This is a genomic window from Corallococcus sp. AB011P (assembly GCF_003611605.1).
GTDB lineage: Bacteria > Myxococcota > Myxococcia > Myxococcales > Myxococcaceae > Corallococcus > Corallococcus coralloides.
Window position 1 is genome coordinate 17,697 of sequence record NZ_RAVX01000016.1, and the last position, 25,396, is coordinate 43,092.

Consider the following 25,396-nt stretch of genomic DNA (forward strand, 5'->3'; position numbering starts at 1 on the left):
GCCCGAAGGCTTAACCCGGCTTTCCAGAGGCGTCCATTCGCTGGCGGAGCAGGTCCGGCCGGTCGGTCATGATGCCGCCAATGCCTTCCTGAATCAGCCGGTCCATCTCCGCCGGATCATCCACCGTCCACACGTTGATCCACTTGCCGCGCTCGGCCGCGGCCTTCAGCAGCACGTCGTCCACCAGCCGCACCTCGCCAAAGTACAGCGGCATGTCGAGCACGCTGTAGCGCGCGTCCTCCGGCGGCGCCTCGCCCGCCTTGAGCGCCAGGACAAACGCGGCCAGCGCGTCGCGCGGGTAGAAGTGGCACGCGTCGGGCAGCTGTTCGTGCAGCCGCTCCGCGATGACGTCCTGCTCGCTGCCCAGGCAGACACGGCCCAGGGCTGCCTCCTCGGTGAGCAGGCGGGCGAGCACGGCTTCCGCGCCCGGCACGTCCGGCTTGAGCTCCACGTTGAGGCGCAGGGCCGGGAAGGCGCGCAGCACCTCGCGCAGCGTGGGCAGGCGCACGCCCTGGCCGCGAAAGGGGAAGGTGCGGCCTTCGTCCGGCGTGAAGCGGTGGCCCGCGTCCAGCTTGCGCAGCTGTGCCAGCGTCAGCGCCGCGAGCGGACCTTCCCCGTCGGTGCAGCGCTCCAGCGTGTCGTCGTGCGCGACGATGACCTCGCCATCGCGCGACAGGTGCACGTCCAGTTCCAGCATGTCCGTGCGGTGCGTGTGGACGGCGCGCTGGAAGGCCTCCAGCGTGTTCTCCGGCGCGAGCAGCGCTCCGCCGCGGTGCGCGATGTGGAGCGTGGGCTTCAGCCCATTAAGAAATGTGTCGCGCGGCAGCATGATCCACCTATTCCTGAATTGACGACGATGTCACGGACAGGGCCTCGGTCCGTTCCTTGCCGGCCCTACTGACCCACCGGTATAAAGGCCTGAATCCTCAGCCCGACCGGCGTCGGAACTCAACCACCTCGGCGCCCTTCACCCCCCGGAGAATTTCATATGGAACTGCGCACGAAGCTGGGCGCTGCGGCCCTCCTGGCTGCCGCGGCGATGGCCACCGCGGCCGGCTGTGGCGGTCGTGACGACGACAACCCCACTCCCACCCCCGACGCCGGCTGTACGGGCGTCTGCAGCACCGACGCGGGCTCTGACGCGGGCACTGACGCGGGCACCGGCGACGCGGGCACCGCCAACCAGATCGCCGCGGCGCGCAAGCTGTCGTTCGGAAACAAGGCGACGCTGCGAGACGTGGTCATTTCGGGCGTTCACTACGAGAAGCTGGGCACCGGTGCGGAGTGGCGCTCGTACTTCTGGGTGACGGATCCGGCCGCCCCGAAGGAGGGCCTCTTCATCCACAAGTTCTACACGGACACGCCGAACACGTACCACCCGCAGGTCGGCGACACCGTGGACATCGTGGGCTACTTCGGCACGGAGGCGAACTACGAGCCGTTCACCGGCCGCCGTCACCGCCTGGCCAACCAGCGTGACCCTGCGGTGCCGCTCGCCATCACGCCCAAGACCGTTGACGCGGGCGTCGACGCCCGGCCGCCGGCCAACGAGGTGACGGCGGAGGATCTGCAGGCGTCGCTCGCGGCGGCCCAGAACAGCGCGGCCTACCTGGGCACGCGCGTGCACCTGGCGGGTCCGCTCACGCTGACCAACCCGCAGCCCACCCAGTTCCAGCGCCTGGACAACGAGGACGCAGGCACCCTCTACTACGGCTTCGAGGTCACCGGCGGCATCCTCGTCTACCACGACAAGACCCGCTCCCGGACCTTCAGCGACGGCGGCACGTTCGAAGGCTGCGACTTCCAGAAGGCGGCCCTGGATGGCGGCGCGGTGACGTTCCCCAACGGCATCTCCGGTGTCTGGGATACCTACACGTTCGCGGGTTGCACGAACGGCAGCTCCGATATCACCGGCTGCGGCGACAACGACCGGGACAGCGGCGTGCCGGGCACCAACCAGCGCTACACCTACACCATCATCCCGCAGGGCTGCGAAGACCTGCCGGGCGAAGTGGCGGCCCCCGAGTAATCCGCCTTCCGCCTGACGCTTTCACCCTCCGCCTCCCAGGGCCCTCATGCCCTGGGGGGCGGTCGTGTTTCAGGGGCCTGAAAGTTCGCGTGCCCCGCAGGGCCTGCCTAGAGTCCGACGCCGGGCGGGTCGGACGGCTCCCCCCGGGGCGGGAATGCAGGTAGGCTCCGGACACGCTTCAAAGTTCCACCCGCGGCCCACACCTTCCACGTCCTTGAGCTCGCCCCAGACGGCCACCCCGTTCGGCAAATACCTGCTCATCAAGCGCCTCGCGCTGGGCGGGATGGCGGAGCTGTTCCTGGCGCACAAGCCGCCGGACCCCACGCTGGTGGTCATCAAGCGGATCCTCCCGTACCTCTCCGAGGAGCCGGAGTTCGTCCAGATGTTCCTGGACGAGGCGCGCATCGCCGCCCAGCTCCACCACCCCAACATCGTGCAGGTGCACGAGCTGGGGAAGGAGGGGGACAACATCTTCATCTGCATGGAGTACGTGGAGGGCGTGGACCTGCGCCGCGTGCTCGCGGAGGAGTTCAAGTTCGGCGCGTCCATGCCGTACGGCGTCGCGGCGAAGATCTGCGCGGCCATCGCCGCGGGCCTGGACCACGCGCACTTCAGCCGCGGCGTGGATGGGCGCCCGCTGGAGCTGATCCACCGGGACGTCTCTCCGCAGAACGTGATGATCTCCTACGACGGGCGCGTGAAGCTCGTCGACTTCGGCATCGCCAAGGCCGGCGCGTTCATGGAGCGCAGCAAGCCGGGCGTCATCAAGGGGAAGTTCCTCTACCTCTCCCCCGAGCAGATTTCTCAGGAGCGGCTGGACCACCGGGCGGACATCTACGCCCTGGGGGTGATGCTCTACGAAATCACCACCGGCAAGCAGCCCTTCCACCGCCCCACCACGGAAGGCATCCTCTACGCCATCCGCTACGAGGAGGCGACGCCGCCGCACCTGGTGCGCCCGGACTATCCGGAGGCGCTGTCGCGCATCGTGATGCGGTGCTTGGTGAAGGACCGCACCCTTCGCTACCAGCGCGCCTCCGACGTGCGCGACGACCTGGCGGCGTTCCTCGCGTCCGGCGTGCTCAAGCAGAGCCTGGACGTGGCGCAGTACATCGCGCGGCTGTTGGGGGAGAAGGAGGAGCGCACCGTGCTCCACATCCCCCCGGCGAAGCGCGCGGGCCGGCACGAAGCCACCCTGCCGCTGCCGTCCCTGCGCACGCCGTTGCCGCCTCCGGTGCCGGATTTGCCGGAGGACACCGCCGCGCGCACGCTGCCCCTGGCCGACGCGGAGGACACCGCCGCGCGCACGCTGCCCTTGTCCGACGTGGAGGACACGTCGTCGCGCACGTCGCCGCTCGACGAGGACACGGGCGCGCGCACCCTGCCGCTGGGCGGGACTGCGTCGCAGCCCCGGGGGCCCTCGGCGCTGACGCCCGTGGGGCTGGTGGCCCGGCCTCCCGCGCGCAGGCCCACGGCGGAGGCCGCGGCGCTGCGCGCCTGGGACGCGGAAGAAGGGGAGCCGGAGACGCAGATGGCGCGGCCGCGCGACCTGCCCTCGGGCCACGACGACGACGACGATGACGGCGAGTCCACCGCGGTCGGGACGATGCCCGGCGCTCCCTCGCCGCGCCGCCACCTGGAGCCCGTGTTCGAGGCGGAAGCCTGGGACGAGGAGGAGGCGCAGGAGGAGGATGACGAGGGTGACTCCACCGTGCCGCTGCGCGCGCGCCGTCCCCGGCCCGTCGCGCCCACGCCCGCACCGGCGCGGCGCGGCCCTCCGGAGGTCACCGCGCGCTCCGGGTCGGGAGAGCGGGGCGGGGGAGACCGTTCGCGGCGTCCATCGTCCGGCGTGGCCATGCCTCGTGGCGCGGGTGCTGGGGATGATCCGTTCGCGCCCACCGCGCGTCGCACGCCGGAGGGACGCGCCACGACGCCGCCCCCTGGCCCGCGCCGGCCGGGCATGGCGTCCGCCAATGACAGCCGCTCCGAACCGCTGTCCTCCGGTCCCCGCCGCATGGGAGACGACGGCCGCTCCGAACCGTTGTCCTCCGGTCCCCGCCGCATGGGAGACGACGGCCGGTCCGAACCGCTGTCCTCCGGTCCCCGTCGCATGGGCGACGACGGACGCTCCGAGCCGTTGTCCTCCGTCCCCCGCCGCATGGGCGACGACGGACGCGTGTCCCAGCCTCCGGGCCCGCGCCGGGGCGGCTCCGCGTCCAGCGACGCGAACCGCTCCGCCCCGTCCGGAAACTCCGGGGCTCGCAACGTCCGCCCGCCGCCGCGGCCGTCACCCGAAGATGACGAGCGCTTCAACACCGACCCGGGACCCTCCGGGGTGAGCCTCACGGACCCGACGCCCGTCACGACCGGAGACCCGGACGACGACGAGTCCACCATCGGGTTCCAGGCGCCGCGAAGGCCGCCGCCCCGGCGGGCCGTGCGCGCGCCCGTCGACGAGGACGAGGACTACGACGACGCGGGGCCCGACACGCTCGACGCCTCCCGGTCGCCCCGGCGCTCGCGCGCCATCGTGGTGGTGGCGGGCGTGGTGCTCGTGGCCGTGCTGGGCCTGGGGCTCGCGTGGATGATGGGCCTCTTCAGTCCGGAAGCGCAGGCACCCCCCGCGCCCATGAGGGGGCCTCCAGCGGGAGGCCCGGCGCGGCCCGGTCCCCAGGGAACGGCCCCCGTGAAGGCGCCCACGCCACCCGCTCCTGTTCCGGCCGAAGCCGCGCCGCCGAAGCCCGTTGAACCCGCCCTCGCGGACACCGCCGCGCGGCAGCCCGTTGAACCCGCCCTCGCGGACACCGCCGCGAGCCCGCCAGACTCAGGACTCGCGGTGGCCGCGGCGGGCACCGAAACCGCGGCCCCGCCGGCCGTGGAGATGGCGGCCCCGGCCAAACCGGCCGAGCCCCCACCCCCCGCCACCGTGGAGGTCCGCTTCGAGGCCCCGGTGCGCACCGTGCTCGGCCGGCCGGGGGGCGGAAAGCTGCCCATCAACCAGGTGGTCGCCCTGGCTCCCGGCCCGCTTCGCGTCCAGTACACCTGCCCGGGAAGACGTGCACCTCGGGGTATTGAGACCTACAATGTCCGACCTGTAACCGGGGAACTCCAGACGCTCCGGGTCCCATGCCGCAGGCGACGCTAATTGGCACGGCGACTTACGCGTATGCGGCATCCGCACCCCCCGGAGGACACGTAGGACCGGGTACGCTTGAGTGCCCTTAAGTCGTTGGAATTCCTTGGTTTTCCACCAAGCGGGCGCGTTTACACATGTCAGAGGGGTCCGTAGACTCCGGCCCCTCTATGGCTCGCGCGAAGAAGCAGAAGAACATCATCCGACAGAGGACCTACCCCGCGGGGAGGGTGGCCCGGCAGCTCCCGGTCGCCCCAGAGCCCAACCGACTGGTGAAGGTGTGGCGGCGCGTATTGGAGCGCCGGCTGCGCACGAGGCTGCGGGGGAAGGTGGCGGTGGAGATCCACGACAACACCCACACGATGCTGACGTTCCAACGCCAGCGGGCGCTGTGGCGGCTGAGGCTGCACCACATGTTCCTGGCGGCGCCGGACGACGTGCTCCAGGCGCTCGCGAGCTTCGTGCGCAAGGGGGACCCGGACGCCAGCGCGCTCCTGGACCGCTACATCGAGCGCAACCGCATCTTCATCCGCCGGCTGTCCCCGGCGCAGATGCGCAAGCGGCTGCGGCTGTCCCCGGTGGGGCGCTACCACGACCTGGCCCGCATCTATGAGCGGCTCAACGAGCGCTACTTCCAGAGCCGCATCGACGCGGCCATCACCTACGGGCCGGCGCCCCGGGTGAAGGGGCCTCGCAAGAGCATCAAGATGGGCTCGTACTCGGCGGACTCGAAGGTCATCCGCATCCACCCGGCGTTGGATCAGCCGCTGGTGCCCCGGTACTTCGTGGAGTGGATCGTCTTCCACGAGATGCTGCACCACGTCTACCGCGCCCGCCGGGGCGAGGACGGCCGGCGCTGCATCCACCCGCCGGAGTTGATGGAGCACGAGAAGCGCTTCCACGACTACCAGCGGGCGCTCGCCTGGGAGCGGGAGAACCTGGACCTGCTCCTGTGCGCCCGCACGGAGCAGCTCTGAAGCACGCGGGCCCGCTCCCGGGGCGCCTTCGAGGCGTCCGGGGCGCGGGCCCTCTCCTGACGGCTCAGGGGCACCGTCAGGGCAGGATGAGGCCGCCAGGGCTGCGCCGCTCGCCCGTGGGGGCGGCAGGAGGCGCGTCGGGTGCCGGGGCGCCCTGCGCCGCCTGGGCCTGGGCACCCGCCGCGGCCAGGACCAGGACCTTGGCGAAGAGTGTCTCCGCGAAGAGTGAGAAGGGCTCGTCGAGCCCTTGGAAGAGGCGCCGCGCCTCGCCCCTGGCGATGTCCGCCTGGAGAGCCCGCCCGGTCGTGTCGAAGAAGGCCGCCATGCGCCACAGGCGGCGTGCGTAGCGCTGGCGTACCTCCGGCGTGAAGAAGGCCCTCGCCGCGTCCAGCACGCGCTGCCGCATCTGTTCCTGGCGCTGGGGCCCGCTCAACGCCAGCGGGCTTCCGGCCAGCGCCTGCACCTGCTCCATCAGGCCCCGCACCTCCGCGTCGGGTGGCACCCACTCGGCGATCTCCGGCGTCGCGTGGAGCTGATCGCCCTCCAGGGCGCGGCGCACGTCGTCGGGCTCGGGGGCGGGGAGGGGCTCGGGCTCCTGGGGCTGGACACCGTGGTGGCGCAGCGCGGCCTCCAGGTCCGGCGGGAAGGGCGTGCGGGTGCGCAGGTTGAGGGCCGCGGCCTCGGCGAGCAGCCGGGCTCCCTCCTCGCGGGAGACCTCCATGCCGAAGCCGTTCTTCAGCGCGTGCTTGAGGATGCGGCGGATGTCCCCCCGGCTCTGCTCCGTGCGGGTGAGCTCCAGCACGCCCTGCTCATCCGACGCGATGACCTGGAGCAGCTCCACGCCGCCGCGCACCACGCGCGTGAGCAGCAGGCCGTACTGCCCCGCCGACGACACCACCGTCACCAGCGTGGGCAGCGTCTCCGGGGCCGGAGCCGGGGGCGCTTCTTTGGGCGCTTCCTGCGGGGTCACGCCGCGCGAGCGCAGCCGGTAGAGCGCCTTCTTCGCGGCCTTGGCCAGCGGCTTCACCGACGAAGCGGACAGGGCCTCCGGCAGCGCCGCCTGTCCCGCAAGCACGGCGGCCTCCAGCACCGCGCCCGCCAGGGCCTCGGGCAGGGCCTCCACGGCCGAGGCGGTGGCGCCACCCACGTCGTCCACGAGCTTCCGGGCCTGTGCGACGTCCGCCTCCGGGAAGGCGGGCAGGGGCGTGCCGGCTCGCAACGCATCCAGCAGGGGACGGGGCTCGGTGGAGGCAGGGCTCATGCGCCGGTTTCTACTTCACGCCCTACCGCCGCCGCACCAGCCAGCTCCCTCCGCTCTGTCCCACGATGACCAGTTCCGACTGGAGCCGGGCGCCGAAGACGCGCGACGGATGCGCCCCGCGCACCAGGAAGTGGTCGTACCAGCTGCCCTGTGTCGAGTAGTTCATCTCCTGCGGCCGCCACTCGGAAGGGAAGGTGGGCGGCACCTCCCCCCGGTAGCGCAGCGGCGAGTGGGGCGTCGTGGCGAAGGTGAAGTTGGGCACCCCGCCGCGCTCGCGCGCCACCACCGCCGCGGCGTGGATGAAGACGGGGAAGCGCACCACGCTGGAGCGCGGGTCGAACACCAGCCCCATCACCTTCGGCCGGTTCGCCGCCAGTTGGGACAGCGCCTCCAACTCGCGGGCCTCCTGGGAGAAGCGCTGGAAGCCGCGCCCCATCACGAAGGCCAGCAGCAACGCGCTCGCCGCCGCCGCGAGCCCCAACGGACGCCGCCAGTCCGCGCGCGCGGCCGGCATGCTCGCCACCAGCAGCGCCGCGGCCAGGTGCGCGTAGCGAGTGTTGAGGTAGTAGACGTACCCCCGGATGTCGAAGGGCAAGAGGAAGTACAGCGCCAGCGCCAGCACCCCCAGACCCAACAGCCGCCAGCGCGCCAGCGGGCCCTCGCGGCGCGTCCCCGGCCCCACGAGCCCCAGCACCCAGCCCGCCACCGCCACCGCGCCCACCGCGTAGAGCGGCCAGCGGTCCGAGCCGTCGTGGAACGTGTTGGCGAGCACCTGGAAGAACTCCGCGCGGTTCTGCTCGAAGCCCTTCCACGCCAGGTTCTGCGGCGAGAACGTGGGCCCCCACGCCTTCCACGGCGCGCCCGGCTGGATGTCCGGTGGGTTGCCGAACCTCAGCACCACCCACGACAGGAACAGCGCCACGCCGGGCACCACGCCCAGCAGCGCCGGCACGCGCGGCCGCAGCCGGGCCACGATGCCTTTCGCCGCCGCGTCCTCCGGCACCGGCGTGGTGAGCAGCAGCCACGGCAGCCCGAACGCCAGGAACCCGAAGGCCTGCACGTGGAAGAGCAGCACCGCCACCAGACACACCGCCAGCCCCACGCCCCAGCGCGGCCGGCGCGGCGCGTCCGTCAGCGTCCGCACGAAGAGGCCGCAGCACACGAGCGTCAGCGGCAGGGCCGCCAGGTAGTTGATGAAGCCCCAGCCGAAGCTGTCTCCGTACGCGAGCGGCAGCGTGAGCAGCGCGGGCCACGACGGCCGGCCCAGGCTGCGCAACAGGAAGGCCATGCCCAGCGGCATCCCCACCACGTACGCGGTGAGGAAGACGCGGTTGGCCAGCTCCAGCGGCAAGAGCCAGTTGAGCGCGCTGACGAGGTAGTAGTAGCCCAGGTACGGCGTCAGCTCGTGCCGCGCCGCGAACAGCGTGGGGTAGAGCGTCGTCGGGTCGTCCAGCCGGTGCAGCACCGAGATGAGGTACAGGTGCTGCGGCAGGTCCACCATGGGCAGCAGGCGCGACACCCAGAGCGGGAGCGCCCCCAGGACGAGCGCGGCGACAAAGGCGATGCGAGCAGTTCGGTTCGTCACGGGCAGGAGGGCGCGGACTGTACGCGCGCGCCCCCGCGCCGGGCGAGCGCACCGTGGGCTCCGTTGAAGGGTAGGCAAAGGTGCGTGCGAATGCCTTGGCAGGGGGGATGCCCTGCGCTATAGGCCGGAGCGGCGAGCGCCTTCCCCAAGCCTTCCCCGGGCCTTCGCCAAGGAGAGCGGACATGGCACGCAGCGCGACGTTGATGACCGCGGGTTTGCTGCTGGGAGGCCTCTGGCTTCTGCCCGCCAGCGCCCATGCCTGCGAGGCCCACGCGAAGGCGGCCGCTGCCTCCAAGGGCACCGCGCCCCAGACGCCCGCGCCGGCCCCGGAGGCCAGGCAGGACGACGCGCCGCGCCCCCTGGAGGAGCTGGATCAGCTGCTGACGGCGAAGTGCTCCTGCGGCAGCAAGGCGGACTGCACCTGCAAGCGCGGCAAGTGCGAGTGCTCCAAGTGCTCGGGCCGTCATGCGCCGCGCCAGGTGACGGATGCGCTGCGCGGCCGCCCCGCCACGCAGGAGCTCCAGGAGGCGCGCAACGACGCCTCCGCCGGCATCTTCATCTGAAACGAAAAAGGGGCCCGTGGAGGGCCCCCTTGGGAACGCCAGCGAGGTGGCTCAGGCCGCCGGGCTGGAAGGCCGCCCGCGCGGGGCAGGGGTTCCGCCCTCGGCCACGAGCACCGGCCAGCCTCGCGCCATGGCCTCGCGGAAGAAGGCCGCCAGCTGGTGCCGGCTGCTGTTCACCGCGCCCTGGAACGGGTCGATGAGGGCCTCCTCGCCCAGGCTCTCCTGCGAGGACAGCTGCACCGGGTTGCCGCAGCGCTCGCAGCGGATGGACACCTGGCGCACCAGGGCCACCGGCACCGCGTAGCGGGCACTGCATTGGCCGCACTTCCACACCAGCGCGCGCTCGCCGGCCTCCAGGCGGGCCAGGTGCTCCAGCTCATCCGCCAGACGCAGCAGCGCCGGCAGGTCCTGGGGCGGCTGGGCGAAGATGGCGCTGGCGCCAAAGCCCTTGCCCGGCGAGCCCAGGGCCGGGGGACGGTCCCCCTGGAGCAGGGCACGCAGGCGGTCGCGGGCTTTCAGGTCGCGGAACTCGGCGCCGGCGAGGGCACGCTCCACGGCCTCGTGCACCGGAGGCAGGTCCGGCTCGAGGCGCTCTTCGTCCGGCAGGGTCTTGGGGAAGTCCACCAGCCGGTGGGCGGGAAGTGCGAGAAATCGGAAGGCCACGTCCCTTCCATGGCACTTGGGACCGCCATCCGCAAGGCGCGAGTTGCCAAACGTGGGACGCGGGCGACAGTCCCGCGTCCCGCATCTCTCAGGCGGACCACTCAAGCATCCGCTGCAGGGGAGCGAGCGCCGCGTGCTGCAGGTCCGCCGGCAGCACCAGCTCCGGCGTCCGGTCCTTCATGCAGCGGTAGAGCTTCTCCAGCGTGTTGAGGCGCATGTACGGGCACTCGTTGCACGCGCACCCGTTGTCCGGCGGCGCCGGGATGTACGTCTTGTCCGGCGCGGCCTTCTTCATCTGGTGGAGGATGCCGGCCTCCGTCACCACGATGAACTTCTTCTTCGGGCTCTTCACCACGTAATCCAGGATGGCCTTGGTGGAGCCGATGAAGTCCGCGTGCCGGAGCACTTGCTGCTCGCACTCCGGGTGGGCCACCACCTCCGCGTCCGGATGCTCCACCTTCAGCCCCACGAGCTTCTTCTCGCTGAAGATTTCATGGACGATGCAGCTGCCCGGCCACAGCACCATGTCGCGGCCCGTCTGCTTCATCACGTGCCGGCCCAGGTGTTGATCCGGCGCGAAGAGGATGGGGCGGTCCTTCGGAATCTGGTTCACGATGCGCACGGCGTTGGACGACGTGCAGATGACGTCGCTCATCGCCTTCACCGCGGCGGAGCTGTTCACGTACGACACCACGAAGGCGTCCGGGTGTTTGTCCTTGAACGCCTTGAAGGCCGCGGGCGGGCACCGGTCCGACAGCGAGCAGCCGGCCTTGAGGTCCGGAAGCAGCACCTGTCGACTGGGATTCAGAATCTTGGCGGTCTCCGCCATGAAGTGCACACCACAGAAAACGATGACGTCCGCCTCCGTCCGCGCCGCGGCCTGCGCGAGCGCCAAGCTGTCACCGACGAAGTCGGCCACGTCCTGCACTTCGCTCTCCTGGTAGTAGTGCGCCAGGATGACCGCGTTCATGGAGCGCTTCAGCTCCCGGATGCCGCCCTCGTAATCCACCGTCTCGCCCATGGGGGGCCTCCTCGTCGCCCGCGCATTCTGTAACGGCGTTCGCGGCCCGGGGCCAGCGCGCTCCACCGGCCCTCGTGCGTGCGTCCCTACCCACCAAGGGGTCCCAGGCGACTGCGTGTCTTTAACCTATTCCGAAAAGTCCTCTCACCCCCGCGTACATCACCTAATCCATAGGAGCAGGTAAAGTACGCGGTGGTTGTTCGCCGGCGGCTCACCGGGAAGGCGTCTCAGCGCGGGCCCGCTGGCAACAAGAGAGAGCACCTGGCTCGGGCACTCAAGACATGCGGATGGCGGGAACGGGGCGCGTGCGAGCCCCGCGTCGACGGGAATGGCGCCTTGCACGGGCGCTGGTGTGGCTCTTGCGCGTCGGGGGAAATCCATGAGCGTGCCGACTCACGAAGTCCTCATCGTCCACCCTAACGAGATGCGTCGCAACGCGCTGAAGTCCGCGTTGAACACGCACCGGGTTTCAGTGGTGGGCTCACAGCTGGAAGCCACGCGGCGCATGGAGGCGACCGCACCCACATTGATCATCGCGCCCGCGGACAACGCGCGCCGCTTCCTTCGCCACGTGGACCGCGCGGCGCCGGAGGCGGTCTGCGTGTTCGTCTGCGCCCGGTCGGATCAGCACGGGCTGGAGGAGCTGGTGGAGACGGCCGCGGAGGGGCACGTCTTCAGCACGGTGGACGACGCGCTGACCGAGGGCGAATTGAAGACGCGCCTGCGCGACATCCTCCAGCTGCGCGCGTCCACACGCGTGTCGCTGGATGCCGGAATGCGCGTGGACTTCCTCCTGCGCGGCCAGGCCTTCAGCGCCGAGTGCCAGGACCTGGGCCACTTCGGCGCCGCGCTCCAGGTCCCCATGGACGCGTCGCTGGCGGCCTTCCTGCCGGGCACGCCCCTGGACTCGCTGACCATGCTGCGCGACGGCCGGCCCGTGCTGCACGTGGCCCGCGCCTACGTGCGCCACGCCACCCCCGTCCAGCAGGGGACGCACGCGTTCCTGCGCGTGGGCATCTCCTGGCGGCTCGCGCACGACGAGTCCACCGCCGCGCCGCCGCGCACGCTGCGGGACGCGGTGGCGGTGCAGGCCGCGCTGCGCAAGGCGCTCCGGCGCGAACTGCCCGTGTGGCTGCATCCGGCGGACAGCCAGACGGCGCACTTCCTCCTGGAGTCCGCCACGGTGGAGCCTTCCGACGAACGGGGCTTCCTGCGTGGGAAGGTGTCCCCGGCGCTGCCCGTGAGCGTGGGGGAGGTGGTCCACCTCTCCTTCGAGATGGGCGGCCAGCGCTACCGCGGCGTCACCAGCATGCTCCACGTGGGGCATGACGGCGTGGTGCTGGGGATGCCCCGCACGCTCGCGGTGGAGAACCGGCGTGGACAGCAGCGCTTCCGCCCCAGCGCGCAGCACCGCTTCCTCGTGCGCTTCACCTCGCCGTTCAGCGGCCAGCGCATCACCCGCGCGGTGCTGGACCTGGGCGCGGGCGGGTTCGCCTTCCCCATCGACGCGTCGTGCGAGGTGCTGCCGGTGGGCTCGCGGCTGGACACCATGCTGCTGTTGCCGGACGGCTCGGAGGTGGCGTGCCGCGTGGAGGTGCGCTCGGTGGACGTCGTCCCCTTCGAGTCCCGGCATGATCAGCGCCTGCGGCCCTACCGCTGCGGCGTGCGCATCCTGGACATGCCGCGCGCGGTGCGCGACGCCATCGTGGACGCGTTCGTGTCCGCGCGCGCGCCCCAGGTCCGCGACAGCGCGGTGTTCCGCTTCCCGGACGTCTGGCGGATGATGGAGGACGCCCGCTACACCTTCCACCCGGACCACCCCTTCGGCGAGGAGTCCCGCGTCCTGCCCGTGCTGGAGGCGACGTACGAGCGGCTGGGCCGCTCGCGTGAGCTGGGGCGCTCGCTCGTCTTCACGGACGCGCACCGGCTGTTGGGGCACGTCAACGGCCTGCGCATGTACTCCGCCACGTGGCTGGTGCAGCACCTGGCCGTGATGCCGGGCTTCCGGCGCAGCGAGCAGATCTCCAGCGAGCTCACGTCGCTCGCGGTGGAGGTGGGCGAGGCGATGGAGGACGTGGAGTTCATCCGCTACATGTGGCGCACCGACAACCGGTGGCCGCACCGGCTGGGCACGTGGCTGGCGCGCGTGCTGGAAGGGCAGGGGCTGTGCCACCTGCGCCAGTTCCACTACCTGCGCGCGGACCTGTCCCAGATGCCCACCGTGGACGCGGGCACGCTGCCGGCCGTCCGCGAGGCGGGCCCGGAGGACCGCCAGTGGCTGGAGTCATACCTGCGCCGCCGGGGGGAGATGGTGCGCCTGCTCAGCGAGGACCTGGGCGCGGACCCGGGCCCCGAGTCCGCCCTGGGCGCGCGCTTCCGCGCGGCGGGCCTGCACCGCGAGCGGCGCATGTTCGTGGTGGATGGGAACGAGGGCCCGCTCGCGCTGGCGCTCCAGGACGAGGCCACGCCGGGCCTGAGCCTCATTGAAGTCACCAACGGCTTCAACCTGGTGGTGGCGGACCGGGAGCACCCTCGCGCGAAGGACGCGGTGGTGGCGCTGGCGCTGCGGTGCATGGCGCACGCGCGCGAGCGGGGCCGCGGTTCGGCGCTGGGCATGGTGGACGCGCTGGACGTGCCGATGCTGGGCGCCTGGGGCTTCATGGACCAGGGCCTCTTCTCCGAGTGGACCTTCCACCGCTCCATGGTGCGCCGCTGGTGCGAGGCCTGGCGCTCGCTCTTCGAACGGCAGATGCCCATGCGGCGCATGAAGCACCGGGCCTCCGCCCAGGCTCCAGAGGCTCCGGCGTCCGTCCAGAAGCAGGAGGTGCGCTGATGTACCTCATGGAATCCACGGACGAGTCCCGCCGCCTGCTGGAGCAGGAGCAGTCCCAGGACACGCGCGACGTCCTCCTCCGCACGGGCCTCAAGCCGGGGGACCGCGCGCTGGACGCCGGCTGCGGCCCCGGCGGCATCGCGGAGTTGATGGCGGAGCGGGTGGGGGAGGGCGGCCACGTCACCGGCGTGGAGCTGCACGAGGGCCGCATCACGGAGGCGCGGGCGCGCAACGCCCACCGCCCGAACCTGACGTTCGTCCAGGCGGATGTGCGCACCACGGGCCTGCCCCCGGACGCGTTCGATTATGCTTGGAGCCAGTACGTCTTCGAGTACCTGCCGGACCGGGACGTGGCGCTCGCGGAGCTCATCCGCGTGACGCGGCCCGGGGGGCGGGTGGTGGTGTCCGACATCGACGGGCTGGGCCTCCAGAACTGGCCCTTCCCGGAGCACCTGCGCGTGGGCACCCAGCGCATCGTGGAGGCCCTGGCGACGCAGGGGTTCGACCTGTACGTGGGCCGCAAGCTGTATTCTGAGTTCCGCCGCGCGGGGCTCACGGACGTGCGGGTGCACCTGATGCCCTTCTATCTCTCCCCGGGCGCCGCCGAGGCGCGGCTCGTGCGCGACTGGAAGACGCGCTTCGAAGCGTTGGCGCCGGTGGGCGCGGCGGTCCTGGGCGGGCTCGAGGCCTACCAGTCGCACTGCGCCGACTTCCTGGCCATGCTCGAGGACCCGGAGGGACTGAAGTACGCGGTGACGCTGGTCACCGAAGGAACGAAGCCGTGACCCAACGCCTGCCGGCGGTGAAGGTGCTGGATGTGTCCGCGGACAACGCCCCCGAGGTGAGCGTCCGCGCCACGTCCACGCTGCTGCTCTACTTCGAGCACCGCTTTGGCGCGGAGCGGTTGGCCCGGGTGTGGCGCGAGTACGGGTTCAGCCTGGGGCTGGACTACATGCGCCAGCCCACCAACTACGTCTCGCTGCGCTTCCTGGAGCGCGTGGCGGCGGCGCTGCGCGAGGACTCCGGCGACTCGCGTTTCATGCGGGAGGCGGGCCTCTTCACCGCGTCGCCGCAGGCGCTGGGCTTCGTCTTCTACATGCTGCGAGCCTTCGGCTCGCCCAAGGCCTGCTACAAGCAGACCATCGACTTCTCCCCCAGCTACAACCGGGTGGGGGCGTTCGCGGTGGACCTGCTGGAGCACAAGCGGCTCAAGCTGTCCTACCGCAGCAGCATCCCGGAGCAGAACCGCAACATCTGCGAGCTGCGCATGGGCCAGTTCGCGTCCTTCCCCACCATCTGGGGCCTGGCGCCCGCGGAGGTGCGGGAGACGGAGTGCCAGGTGCTGGGCGGCCATGCGTGCCGCTACCACCTCACCTGGACGGATCCGCCCACGCTCTGGGGCCACTACCTGGGCCTGCTGCTGGGCATGGTGTGCGGGCTGCTGGCCACGCACCTGGGCTGGGGGGACGCGCTCTTCTCCGTGGCGTCGCTGGGCATGGGCGGCTTCGCGCTGGGCGGCTGGTTGGACCGGTGGCGCGAGCTCAAGCGCAAGGACGAGCTGCTCGCGGCGCAGGCCCAGGCGAACATGGGCTCGCTGCGCGAGCTGCAGCAGCGCTACGACGAGGTGTTTGGCAGCAACGTGGCGCTGGAGGACCGCGTCGTCGCGCGCACGCGCGAGCTGTCCGAAGCCAACGAGAAGCTGGAGGCGGCGCTCGTCAAGCAGCGGGAGCAGGACCGGTTGAAGACGGAGTTCTTCGACAACGTGAGCCATGAGCTGCGCACGCCGCTCACGCTCATCCTGCTGTCGCTGGACGCGCTCCAGAAGGAACCGGAGTCGTTGCCCACGGTGGTGCGGCAGCACCTGGTGACGCTGGACCGGAGCACGCAGCGGCTCTTGAGGCTCATCGACAACCTGCTCAACCTGGCGCAGCTGGAGGCGGGCAAGGTGCGGCTGCGCTACCAGCCGGTGGAGCTGCACGCGTTCCTGTCCTCGCAGCTGCTGCCCTTCCGCACCGTGGCGGAGAAGCAGGGGCTCACCCTCACGCTGGAGGGCGGGCCGGTGTCGCCGGTGCACGCGGACGCGGAGCGCATTGAAGGCGTGTTCCACAACCTGGTCTCCAACGCGCTCAAGTTCACGCCGGCCGGCGGCAGCATCGCGGTGCGGCTGCGCGAGGACGAGACGGACGTGCACGTGGAGGTGGTGGATACGGGGCAGGGCATGGCGCCCGCGGACCTGGCCGTCATCTTCGACCGCTTCGCCCAGGCGGACACGACCGGCACGCGGCGCTTCGGGGGCAGCGGCATCGGCCTGGCGCTGGTGAAGGAGACGCTGGCGCTGCACGCGGGCGGCATCGAGGTGTCGAGCACGCCGGGGCAGGGCTCCAGCTTCCGCGTGCGGCTGCCCAAGGGCACCTGGCATCTGCGCGAGGACTTGCGCGAGCGCCGCGCCACGGACCTGCCCACGCGCCGCGAGCGCCGCAGCTCCGGCCGCTTCGCCACCGTGCTGGCCGCCACCGTCGCCGGGGCGCAGCGCCCCACGGAGCCGCAGGACCACACGCGCGCGGACTCGAAGGCCCCCCGCATCCTGGTGGTGGAGGACGACGCGGAGATCCGCGCCTTCATCGCGGACATCCTCGCGCCCAGCTACCGGGTGCTGGAGGCCACCAACGGGGAAGAGGGCGCGCGCCGCGCGATGGAGGAGCGGCCGGACCTGGTGGTGTCCGACGTGATGATGCCGGTGCAGTCCGGCCTGAATCTCCTGGTGCAGCTGCGCGCCAATGCGCAGACGGTGGACATGCCCGTCATCCTGCTCACCGCGCGCCAGGAGGTGTCCGCCAAGGTGGAGGCCCTGGGCGCGGGCGCCAATGACTACCTGGGCAAGCCCTTCAGCCCGCGCGAGCTGCTGGCGCGTGTGGAGACACAGCTGCGCCTGCGCGAGGCGGCCGTGCGCGCGGCGGAGAACGAGCGGCTGGCGGCCATCGGCCTGCTCACTTCCGGGTTCGCGCACGAGGTGCGAAACCCCCTCAACGGGCTGATGAACGCGCTCATCCCGCTCAAGGAGGTCATGCAGGGGAAGCAGACGGGCGGCGACCCCAACCTGGGCACCGCGATGCTGGAGGTGATGGAGGAGTGCGGCCAGCGCATCCGCCACCTGGCGGAGTCGCTGCTGTCCTTCGTGCGCACGGCGGAGAAGCCGGTGGCGGTGCGGCTGGACACGGCGCTCGACTCCACGCTCAACGTGCTGGGCTGGCGCATCCCGCCGGGCGTCGTGGTGGAGCGCGCCTACCAGTGCGCGGAGCCCATCTGGGGTGACCCGGGCACCCTCAACCAGGTGTGGCTCAACCTGCTGGACAACGCCGTGCGCGCGGTGGGCGACGCCGGCCGCGTGCTGGTGGAGACGGCCCAGCAGGGCGACGAGGCGCTCGTCACCATCGTGGACACCGGCGTGGGCATCCGCCCGGAGGACCTGGAGCGGCTCTTCCAGCCCTTCTTCTCCACCCGCGCCGCGGGTGAAGGCACGGGCCTGGGCCTGGCGCTCAGCCGGCGCATCGTCCTGCAGCACGGCGGCCGCATCCACATCACCAGCCAGATGGGGAAGGGCACGCGCGTGGAGGTCCGGCTGCCCATGCGCCCCGCGCAGGCGGAGCCCCTGGCCTCCACCCCCACCACGGGTGCGAGTCGCGGCCGCTGGCCGAGACGCATCGGCTGACGCGCCCGGCCACGAACGGACGGGGCGCGGGGGGCTGAAGGGCTGCTCGCGCAGGGGGCGGGAATTCCCAAGGACGCGGGGTGTCCTCTGGCCTCGCCGAGGGCGGGACTCCTGTTACAGTCGCGCGACTTTTCGTTCCCCCTCCCAAGAATCCGTTCGAGGAATTCACGGCATGCAAAGCACCGTCGCCGCGGGCGAGGCCCGCAAGGGGCATCCCCCGGGCCTGTATTTGTTGTTCGCCACCGAGATGTGGGAGCGCATGTCCTATTACGGCATGCGCGGCCTGCTGGTGCTCTTCCTCACCGACAAGGTGCGGGGTGGCTTTGGCTGGTCCACGGCGGATGCCCTGAGCCTCTACGGCACGTACACGGGCCTCGTGTACCTGACGCCGATTTTGGGCGGCTACATCGCGGACCGCTTCATCGGCCAGCGCAAGGCGGTGATGCTGGGCGGCGCGCTGATGGTGATTGGCCACCTGCTGTTGGCGCTCCCAGGCATCTCCATCTTCTACGCGGGCCTGGGCTTCCTCATCATCGGCAACGGCTTCTTCAAGCCGAACATCTCCACCATGGTGGGCGGGCTGTACCCCGCGGGTGACGGCCGGCGCGACGGTGCCTTCACCATCTTCTACATGGGCATCAACCTGGGCGCGGTGCTGGGCAACTTCATCTGCGGCACGCTGGGTGAGCGCGTGGGCTGGCACTGGGGCTTCGGCTCCGCCGGCGTGGGCATGACGCTGGGCCTGATCATCTTCATGACGCTGGCGCACAAGTTCCTGGGCAACGTGGGCCTCGCGCCCGCGCCGCGCCCCACCGAGGCGCAGAAGACGACGCCGGACGGCAAGCACCACGCCTTCAGCCGCCAGGAGTGGGACCGCATCATCGTCATCTTCATCATCGCGCTGTTCGTGGTGGCGTTCTGGACGGGCTTCGAGCAGGCGGGCGGCCTGATGAACCTCTACACGGACCAGAAGGTGGACCGCTCCATGTTCGGCTGGGAGGTGCCCACCACCTGGTTCCAGAACTTCAACTCCGTCTTCATCGTGACGCTGGCGCCCATCTTCGCGGCGGTGTGGAGCTCGCTGGCGGCGAAGGGCAAGGACCTGAGCATCCCGGTGAAGATGTCCCTGGGGCTCATCTTCCTGTCGGTGGGCTTCGCCTTCATGCTGGGCGCCTCCAAGGAGAGCGCGGCGGACGGCAAGGCGGCGGCGTGGTGGGTCATCATGGCGTACCTCTTCCACACCATGGGCGAGCTGTGCCTGTCGCCGGTGGGCCTGTCCATGGTGAGCAAGGTGGCGCCCCAGCGCGTCGTCTCCGCGATGATGGGCGTGTGGTTCCTGGCGAACGCGGTGGCCAACAAGCTGTCCGGCGTGCTGGGTGGCTACTCGGAGAAGATGGGTGAGTTCAGCGTGTTCCTCACCATCGTCATCGGCGCGGGCCTGGCGGGCGTCATCCTGCTGTTCCTCGCCCCCATGCTGAAGCGGATGATGCACGGCACGGACGAAGTGACGCCGGCTCCGGCGCCCACGGCCCAGCAGGGCAGCGTCCACCCGGCCACCTGAGCCAGGGGTGGTTTGCTGAAGCACGAACGCCGGAGCGCCCCCAGGGTGCTCCGGCGTTTTTCGTCCGTCAGTTCAGCCAGCCCACGAAGCCCTGGAGTTCCGAACCGATGCTTCTTGTAGGCGTGTCGCTCCGAACACGGATTACCGTGACGTCATGAGCACGCCATCCACGAGCTTCCGATTCGTTGACCCGGGGCGGTTCCAACTGGAGAACAGCCACCTGGGAAGGGTGCCTGCGGGCGTCGTCGGCAAGGCGCAGTTGATGCAGAGCCTTTCCGAGGCGCTCCGGTTCCCGGACTACTTCGGCCGGAACTGGGATGCGCTCTCCGAATGCCTTCGGGACCTGTCGTGGCTCCCTCCGGGTCGGGTCGTCCTGGTGCATGACGCCCTGCCTGAGCTGCCATCGAAGGACCTCCACACCTATGTGGAGGTCCTCGATGCGGCCGTGAAGGACTGGAAGCCCGGGGAGAGCTACGAGTTGGTGGTCGTGTTCGCTGAATCGGACCGTGGCTCCGTGCTCGAACACCTGCGGGCCTGACCCCGGGTGCCGGAGCGCCCCCTGGGTGCTCCGGTGTTTTTCTTTCGCGTCGGGCTGGAGGACGGGAAGGGCGCCACCGCGGGGTTGCGGCCGTCCATGGGGGCCTGCGCGTCCGTCTGGTAGAGGCCGCGCATCAAGATGCTCAACGCGCTGCGCTCCATCAAGGGTGAACGCCATGCAGATCGGGAACATTGGGTGGGACCAGCTCCACGATGCAACGCTGGTTGCCGTGACCACGGAGTGGGCGTCGGGCGAGACCCACGTTCGGGTGCGGCTGAGTGAGGCGGCTGCGCGCGGTGCCGGAATTCATGTCACGGGCTCGAAGCTGCTTCGCTGTCCCCGAGAACAACCTTGGGGCCCGAGCGTGTCGATCAACGAGGTCCGCCTCCTCTCCCTTCGGGATGGGCGGAAGCGACTTGAGATCGAGGTTCAGAGCGGAGACGTGATCGAGATCGAGGGTGACGCTGTTGAACTCAACGTCGATGCCTGACCCCAGTCGGCCGGGGGCACACCTGCCGCGCCACGGCCCAGCAGGGCCTGGTCCACCCGGCCACCTGAGCCGGACAGGGCAGCCTTGCTGAAACACGAACGCCGGAGTGCCCCCTGGGTGCTCCGGCGTTTTTCATGGGCCCTGCCGTCCCTGCACGCCCGCTCCCGCGTGGGTATCGATTCATAAAGCCCATGCGGATCCAGATTGGAAAGAGCCGCTCGGCGGATTGCACCACCGCCGCGCGGGAGGCGAGCCAGGAGGCGCTGCGAGGCGCGGACGCCCCCACGTTCGCGCTCGTGCTGTGCACGGACCAGTACGACGCGGCGGCGTTGGCGTCCGCGGTCGGCGCGGAGCTCGGGGACATCCCCTGGGCCGGGTGCTGCGCGGCGGGCGTCTTCGCGGGAACGGAGCTCTTGCTCCAGGGCCTGGTCATCGCGCTCTTCCGTGGCGACGACTTCCGCGTCGGCGTGGGCATGGGCGGTCCAGTCAGTGTGAGCCCGCGAGCGGCCGGGCGCGCGGCGGTGGCCGAGGCCGTCGGCAAGCTGCCTCCCAAGCCGCCCGGATACCGGCGCACGCTGTTCGTCCTGCCGGACGCGCTGAGCGGCAACTCGACGGAGGTCGTGCGCGGGGCTCAACAGGAGGCGGGCGCGGGCATCCGTTGGGCGGGGGGCGGAGCGGGCAACAACGTCCGGTTCGTGAAGACGGCCCAGTTCACCAAAGGGCATGCCTACCAGGACCAGGTGGTCGTGATTGCCTTCGATGCCCTGGAGCCGTTTGGCGTGGGCATCCAGCACGGCTGGTCTCCGTATGGTCCGCCCTCGCAGGTCACGAAGGCCCGGGGCTCGACCGCCGTGGAGCTCGACTACGAGCGCGCCTTCGAGGTCTACCGGTACACGGCCGAGAGCCGGGGGGACGCGCTGGACGCGCGGAGCTTCCCCCGCTTCGCGATGACCCACCCGCTGGGGATTCCCCAGGCCAATGGCGAGTTCGTGATCCGCGACCCCCTGTCCGTCGAACCCGACGGCTCGGTGCGCTTCATCGCCGAGGTCCCGGACGGCTCCCTGGTCCGCGTGATGGAGGGCAAACGCACGGACCTGCTCGACGCCGCGGCCAGCGCCGCCACCCTGGCCCGGGAGGCAACCCCTGGCACTCTGGGCGGCGCGGTGGTGTTCGATTGTGTCTCCCGGTACCTCGTCCTGGGGGAGGGCGTCCGGGACGAGCTCGCGAGGTTCCAGGACGCGCTTGGAGCGGGCGTCCCGGTCGTGGGCTGTCTGACCTTGGGCGAGGTGGGGGCCATGGGAGGTGGGGTCCCCCAGTTCCACAACAAGACAGCGGTGGTGGTCGCCCTGCCTGGATGAGGGAGTGAGGTGGCGCATGGCGGACCACGGCGCGGACGGGGACCACAAGCTCACCGAGGAGCGGCTCGCGCTGTTGAGCGTGCTCCAGGAGCTCACCGTCGCGGCGCTTGATCTGCTCGATCCATGCAAGCCCGCCGACGACTTCCTGGACCGCGTCGCGGAGCGGCTGGGGTGCGCGGTCGCCCTCTGGCTCCATCCGGATGCGCGGGGGCACGTGGGGCTGCTGGGCGCGAGCGGCTTGTCCTCGGCTTCCCGCCAGCTGCCGATTCCGGGGCCGCTGTTGATAGACCTGCCCTATCCGGAGCTGGCCTCGCCGGAGCTCGTGCGGTGGACCGTGCCCATCGACGACGCCGGGGCCCCTTCCAGCTTGATGCTGCTGTACTTCGACCGCGAGCCGCGGCTGCCGCGGCAATACCGGGGCATGATGGAGCGGCTCGGCGGCGTGCTCCAAACCGCGCTCGTCCACCGGCAGCTGTTCGCGAGGACCCTGGACAGCGAGCGCGCGCTCCAACATGAGCGGGACTTCAGCTCGGCGGTCCTGGATACGGCCCGCGCGCTGGTCATCGTCCTGGATCCCCAAGGGAGGATTGTCCGCTTCAACCGGGCGTGCCAGGCGGTGACGGGCTACTCCTTCGAGGAGCTGCGCGGCGCGTATTTCTGGACGCGGCTCCTGCCACCGGACGAAGCGGCGCGGGTCGAGACGAACTTCGCCGTGCTCGCGGCCGGGCTGGGGTTCGAGCAGTCCGAGCATCACTGGCTGACCCGCAGGGGCGAGCGCCGCCTCATCTCCTGGTCCAGCAACGTCCTGCGAGGCGAGTCCGGAGCAATCGAGTACGTCATCGGCACCGGCATCGACATCACCGAGCACCGCCGGACCGAGCAGGAGCGCGATCAGACCTTCCAGCGGGAGCAACAGGCGCGCTCCCGCGCGGAGGAGCAGGAGGGCAGGTCCGCGCTCCTGGCGGAAGCGTCCGGGCTGCTCACCGGCTCGCTCGCCCCCGAGGACGCACTGCGCAGCGTGGCCACGCTGACCGTCCAGCAGTTCGCCGACTGGTGCGCGGTGGACCTGCTGGACGGGGGGCATTCCTTCCAGCGCATCACCGAGGCCCGCTCCAAGGCGCTGCGCGCCACCGCGCCCGCGCGGATGCACTGCGCGCTGCCCGACCTGGAGGCCGAGCATGGTCCGGGGAGGGTGCTCCGCGTGGGCGAACCGGAGTTCTGCCCGGAGGGGTGCGCCTCCATGTCGCTGGGCTGCGTGCGGGACGGGCAGGGCCTGTCCGAGGTCGTCGATTTCCAGTCCTGGATCTCGGTGCCGCTGCTCGCGCGGGACCATACGCTCGGCGCGCTCACGCTCGCCCGCATGGAGGGCGGTGGCCGCTATGGCCCGGCGGATTTCGCGCTCGCCCAGGAGCTGGCCCGCCGCGCGGCGATGGCGCTGGACAACGCCCGCCTCTATCAGCAGGCCCAGCTGGCGATCGGCCTTCGGGATGAGTTCCTCTCCATTGCCTCCCATGAGCTGAAGACCCCGGTCACGTCGCTCCAGTTGTCGGTGCAGGGCTTGACGCGCCTTGCCCGGACAGGAGCGCTCGGGACCGCGCGGGTGGACGCGGTGACCCACTCGCTGGAGGTCATCGAGCGTCAGGCGAAGCGGATGGCGAAGCTCGTCAACACCCTGCTGGACGTCTCACGCATCCAGGCCGGAAAGCTCGATCTGGAGTTCGAGGAGGTGGACCTGGCCGCGCTGGTCCGGGACGTCGCGGCGCGCTTCGCCCCGGAGCTGGCCACGTCGGGAACCCGGCTCCAGGTCCACGCCGGCACGGCGATGCCGGGTGTGTGGGACCGGTCGCGGTTGGATCAGATCGTCACCAACCTGCTCTCGAACGCCATCAAGTACGGCGAAGGTAGGCCCATTGAAGTGCGGGTGGAGGGGGACGCCATGATGGCCCGCCTGGAGGTCCGGGATCAGGGCATTGGCATCCCGGCGGAGCGGCACGCGCGCATCTTCCGCGCCTTCGAGCGCGCGGTGTCGTCGCGCCACTACGGTGGGCTGGGATTGGGCCTCCACATCGTGAACCAGCTGGTGGAGAGGCTGGGCGGCTCGGTCCGGGTCGAAAGCGAGGCGGGGCAGGGGGCCACCTTCACGGTGGAGCTGCCCCGCCGGGGGCCGCATGCGTCTGCCTCGGCGGACCCGACCGTGCAGCTGGGGCCTTAAGCCGGCTTCGGCTCGACGCCCGGGTTGCGGCCGTCCATGGGGGCCTGCGCGTCCGTCTGGTAGTAGTCGCGCACCACGTAGCGGCGGGCCACCAGCGCCATGCCCACGCCGGCCACGGCCGCCAGCGCCGCGTAGAAGAAGAACTGCGCGGAGCCCGTGAAGACGTTGAGCGCCGCGGCGATGGCCACCGCCACGTTCGCCAGCGTGTTCGTCACCAGCCACACGCTCTGGATGGTGCCCTTCATCTCCCGGGGCGCCTGCGTGTACGCGAACTCCAGGCCCGTGGTGGACACCAGGATCTCCGCCACCGTCAGCACGATGTACGGCAAGAGCTGCCACGCGATGTTCAGCGTCGTCCCGCCCTCCATGGCCACCTGGAAGAAGCCCGCGATGACGAACGACGCGGCGCCAATCACCAGGCCCAGAGGCATGCGGCGCAGCGGCGTCAGCTCCCAGCCCATCCGCTGGAAGGCCGGATAGACGATGGCCGTCAGGAAGGGGATGAGCATCATCACCAGCATGGGGTTGATGAACTGCATCTGGCTGGGCTGGAACACGATGCCGCCCACGTTGGGGTCCATGGACCGCGCCTGCACCACCCAGGTGGACGCCTTCTGATCAAACAGCATCCAGAAGAAGGGCACGAACGGCAGCATCAGCGCGGACACGCGGAACACCGCCTTCACGCCCTCCACCGCCTCCGCCGGGTGCTCCGCCTTCGCCTTGTCCAGCCACGTGCCGCCCGCCGCGTCCTTGCCCCGGAACGCGCTGCCCAGCACCTTGAAGAACGAGTGCGGATTGGGGCCCGTGGGCGGCACCAGCACGTAGTGCTTGCGGCCCGCCCAGAAGATGACCGTCGCCAGGAACATCAGGATGCCCGGCACGCCGAAGGCCACCGCCGGCCCGTAGTTCTTCATCAGCAGGGGGACGAACAGCGACGCGAAGAACGAACCGAAGTTGATGGTCCAGTAGAAGATGGCGAAGACCTTCTTCACCAGGTGCTTGTTCGTCTCCGTGAACTGGTCGCCCACCATCGCGGACACGCACGGCTTGATGCCGCCGGAGCCAATCGCGATGAGCGTCAGGCCCGTGTAGAAGCCCGTGGCGTTGTCCTCGAAGAGCGCCAGACACGCGTGCCCCGCGCAGTACACGAGGCTCAGCACGAAGATGGTGTGGAACTTCCCGAAGAAGCGGTCCGCCAGGTAGCCGCCGAGGAGCGGGAAGAAGTACACCCCCGCCATGAACAGGTGCATCAGGTACTTCGCCTGGGCCTCCCGCGCACCCGACTCCGGCACGTGGTTGCGCAGCAGGTAGTCGATGAAGAACACCACGAGGATGTTCCGCATCCCGTAGAAGCTGAAGCGCTCACAGGCCTCGTTCCCGATGATGTAGGGAATCTGGGGCGGGAAGCGCTGGGAGGTGGGGGCGGTCGAGGTCTCGGCCATGCCCCCACCCTACCGGGC

Annotated in this window: 18 protein-coding genes; 12 read left to right on the top strand and 6 right to left on the bottom strand. The window is 70.7% G+C overall.

Features of this window, described 5'->3' with window-relative positions; translation table 11 throughout:
* Positions 1 to 10 precede the first annotated feature (10 nt).
* Positions 11 to 829 (bottom strand): glycerophosphodiester phosphodiesterase, encoded by an 819-nt coding sequence (locus D7X30_RS30045; RefSeq protein WP_120566416.1) that lies wholly within the window; start codon positions 827 to 829, stop codon positions 11 to 13.
* Between the two features lie 159 nt (positions 830 to 988).
* Here D7X30_RS30045 and D7X30_RS30050 point away from each other — a divergent pair, with 159 nt between their 5' ends.
* The 3 genes from D7X30_RS30050 (at position 989) to D7X30_RS30060 (ending at position 6,139) form a co-directional block, all read left to right on the top strand.
* A complete protein-coding gene (locus D7X30_RS30050; protein ID WP_120566417.1) occupies positions 989 to 2,029 on the top strand; it encodes a hypothetical protein in 1,041 nt (346 codons plus the stop codon).
* A 214-nt stretch (positions 2,030 to 2,243) separates the two neighbouring features.
* On the top strand, positions 2,244 to 5,174 hold the full coding sequence (locus tag D7X30_RS42420; protein ID WP_199724582.1) for a serine/threonine-protein kinase: 2,931 nt from the start codon (positions 2,244 to 2,246) through the stop codon (positions 5,172 to 5,174).
* A 158-nt stretch (positions 5,175 to 5,332) separates the two neighbouring features.
* Positions 5,333 to 6,139 (top strand): hypothetical protein, encoded by an 807-nt coding sequence (locus tag D7X30_RS30060; protein WP_233591869.1) that lies wholly within the window; start codon positions 5,333 to 5,335, stop codon positions 6,137 to 6,139.
* Positions 6,140 to 6,215: 76 nt separating this feature from the next.
* Here the strand turns inward: D7X30_RS30060 and D7X30_RS30065 are convergent, their stop codons facing one another.
* Complete coding sequence (locus D7X30_RS30065; protein ID WP_120566418.1) at positions 6,216 to 7,400, bottom strand: hypothetical protein; 1,185 nt, start codon at positions 7,398 to 7,400, stop codon at positions 6,216 to 6,218.
* A gap of 22 nt (positions 7,401 to 7,422) precedes the next feature.
* Positions 7,423 to 8,985, bottom strand: a complete 1,563-nt coding sequence (locus tag D7X30_RS30070) for a hypothetical protein (protein ID WP_199724583.1) — start codon at positions 8,983 to 8,985, stop codon at positions 7,423 to 7,425.
* Between the two features lie 182 nt (positions 8,986 to 9,167).
* Between D7X30_RS30070 and D7X30_RS30075 the strand changes: the two genes are divergently transcribed.
* Complete coding sequence (locus D7X30_RS30075; RefSeq protein WP_120566420.1) at positions 9,168 to 9,548, top strand: metallothionein; 381 nt, start codon at positions 9,168 to 9,170, stop codon at positions 9,546 to 9,548.
* 51 nt (positions 9,549 to 9,599) lie between these two features.
* On the opposite strand, the gene D7X30_RS30080 is transcribed toward D7X30_RS30075, so the two are convergent.
* On the bottom strand, positions 9,600 to 10,211 hold the full coding sequence (locus D7X30_RS30080; protein WP_120566421.1) for a hypothetical protein: 612 nt from the start codon (positions 10,209 to 10,211) through the stop codon (positions 9,600 to 9,602).
* Between the two features lie 88 nt (positions 10,212 to 10,299).
* Entirely contained in the window at positions 10,300 to 11,232 is a 933-nt protein-coding gene (nadA, locus tag D7X30_RS30085) for a quinolinate synthase NadA (RefSeq protein ID WP_120566422.1), read from the bottom strand.
* A gap of 379 nt (positions 11,233 to 11,611) precedes the next feature.
* Here nadA and D7X30_RS30090 point away from each other — a divergent pair, with 379 nt between their 5' ends.
* From D7X30_RS30090 to D7X30_RS30125, 8 genes are all read left to right on the top strand, one after another.
* Complete coding sequence (locus D7X30_RS30090; protein ID WP_120566423.1) at positions 11,612 to 14,065, top strand: PilZ domain-containing protein; 2,454 nt, start codon at positions 11,612 to 11,614, stop codon at positions 14,063 to 14,065.
* Positions 14,065 to 14,850: a methyltransferase domain-containing protein gene (locus D7X30_RS30095; protein WP_199724584.1), complete on the top strand. Its 786-nt coding sequence runs from the start codon at positions 14,065 to 14,067 to the stop codon at positions 14,848 to 14,850. Before D7X30_RS30090 ends, D7X30_RS30095 begins: the two co-directional genes overlap by 1 nt.
* Positions 14,847 to 17,774, top strand: coding sequence for an ATP-binding protein (locus D7X30_RS30100; protein ID WP_120566424.1), 2,928 nt, complete (start codon positions 14,847 to 14,849; stop codon positions 17,772 to 17,774). Before D7X30_RS30095 ends, D7X30_RS30100 begins: the two co-directional genes overlap by 4 nt.
* A 172-nt stretch (positions 17,775 to 17,946) precedes the next feature.
* Positions 17,947 to 19,335 carry a peptide MFS transporter gene (locus tag D7X30_RS30105; protein WP_120566425.1) on the top strand — a complete coding sequence of 463 codons (1,389 nt, stop codon included), beginning with the start codon at positions 17,947 to 17,949 and terminating at the stop codon, positions 19,333 to 19,335.
* A gap of 154 nt (positions 19,336 to 19,489) precedes the next feature.
* Entirely contained in the window at positions 19,490 to 19,873 is a 384-nt protein-coding gene (locus tag D7X30_RS30110) for a barstar family protein (protein ID WP_120566426.1), read from the top strand.
* A gap of 175 nt (positions 19,874 to 20,048) precedes the next feature.
* Complete coding sequence (locus D7X30_RS30115; RefSeq protein ID WP_120566427.1) at positions 20,049 to 20,363, top strand: hypothetical protein; 315 nt, start codon at positions 20,049 to 20,051, stop codon at positions 20,361 to 20,363.
* A 191-nt stretch (positions 20,364 to 20,554) separates the two neighbouring features.
* The gene (locus tag D7X30_RS30120) at positions 20,555 to 21,721 is read left to right on the top strand and encodes an FIST signal transduction protein (RefSeq protein WP_120566428.1); all 1,167 of its coding nucleotides are present in this window, start codon (positions 20,555 to 20,557) and stop codon (positions 21,719 to 21,721) included.
* A 16-nt stretch (positions 21,722 to 21,737) separates the two neighbouring features.
* Positions 21,738 to 23,933 carry an ATP-binding protein gene (locus tag D7X30_RS30125; protein ID WP_120566429.1) on the top strand — a complete coding sequence of 732 codons (2,196 nt, stop codon included), beginning with the start codon at positions 21,738 to 21,740 and terminating at the stop codon, positions 23,931 to 23,933.
* On the opposite strand, the gene D7X30_RS30130 is transcribed toward D7X30_RS30125, so the two are convergent.
* On the bottom strand, positions 23,930 to 25,378 hold the full coding sequence (locus D7X30_RS30130; RefSeq protein WP_120566430.1) for a POT family MFS transporter: 1,449 nt from the start codon (positions 25,376 to 25,378) through the stop codon (positions 23,930 to 23,932). The genes D7X30_RS30125 and D7X30_RS30130 overlap by 4 nt on opposite strands.
* Between the last annotated feature and the right edge of the window lie 18 nt (positions 25,379 to 25,396).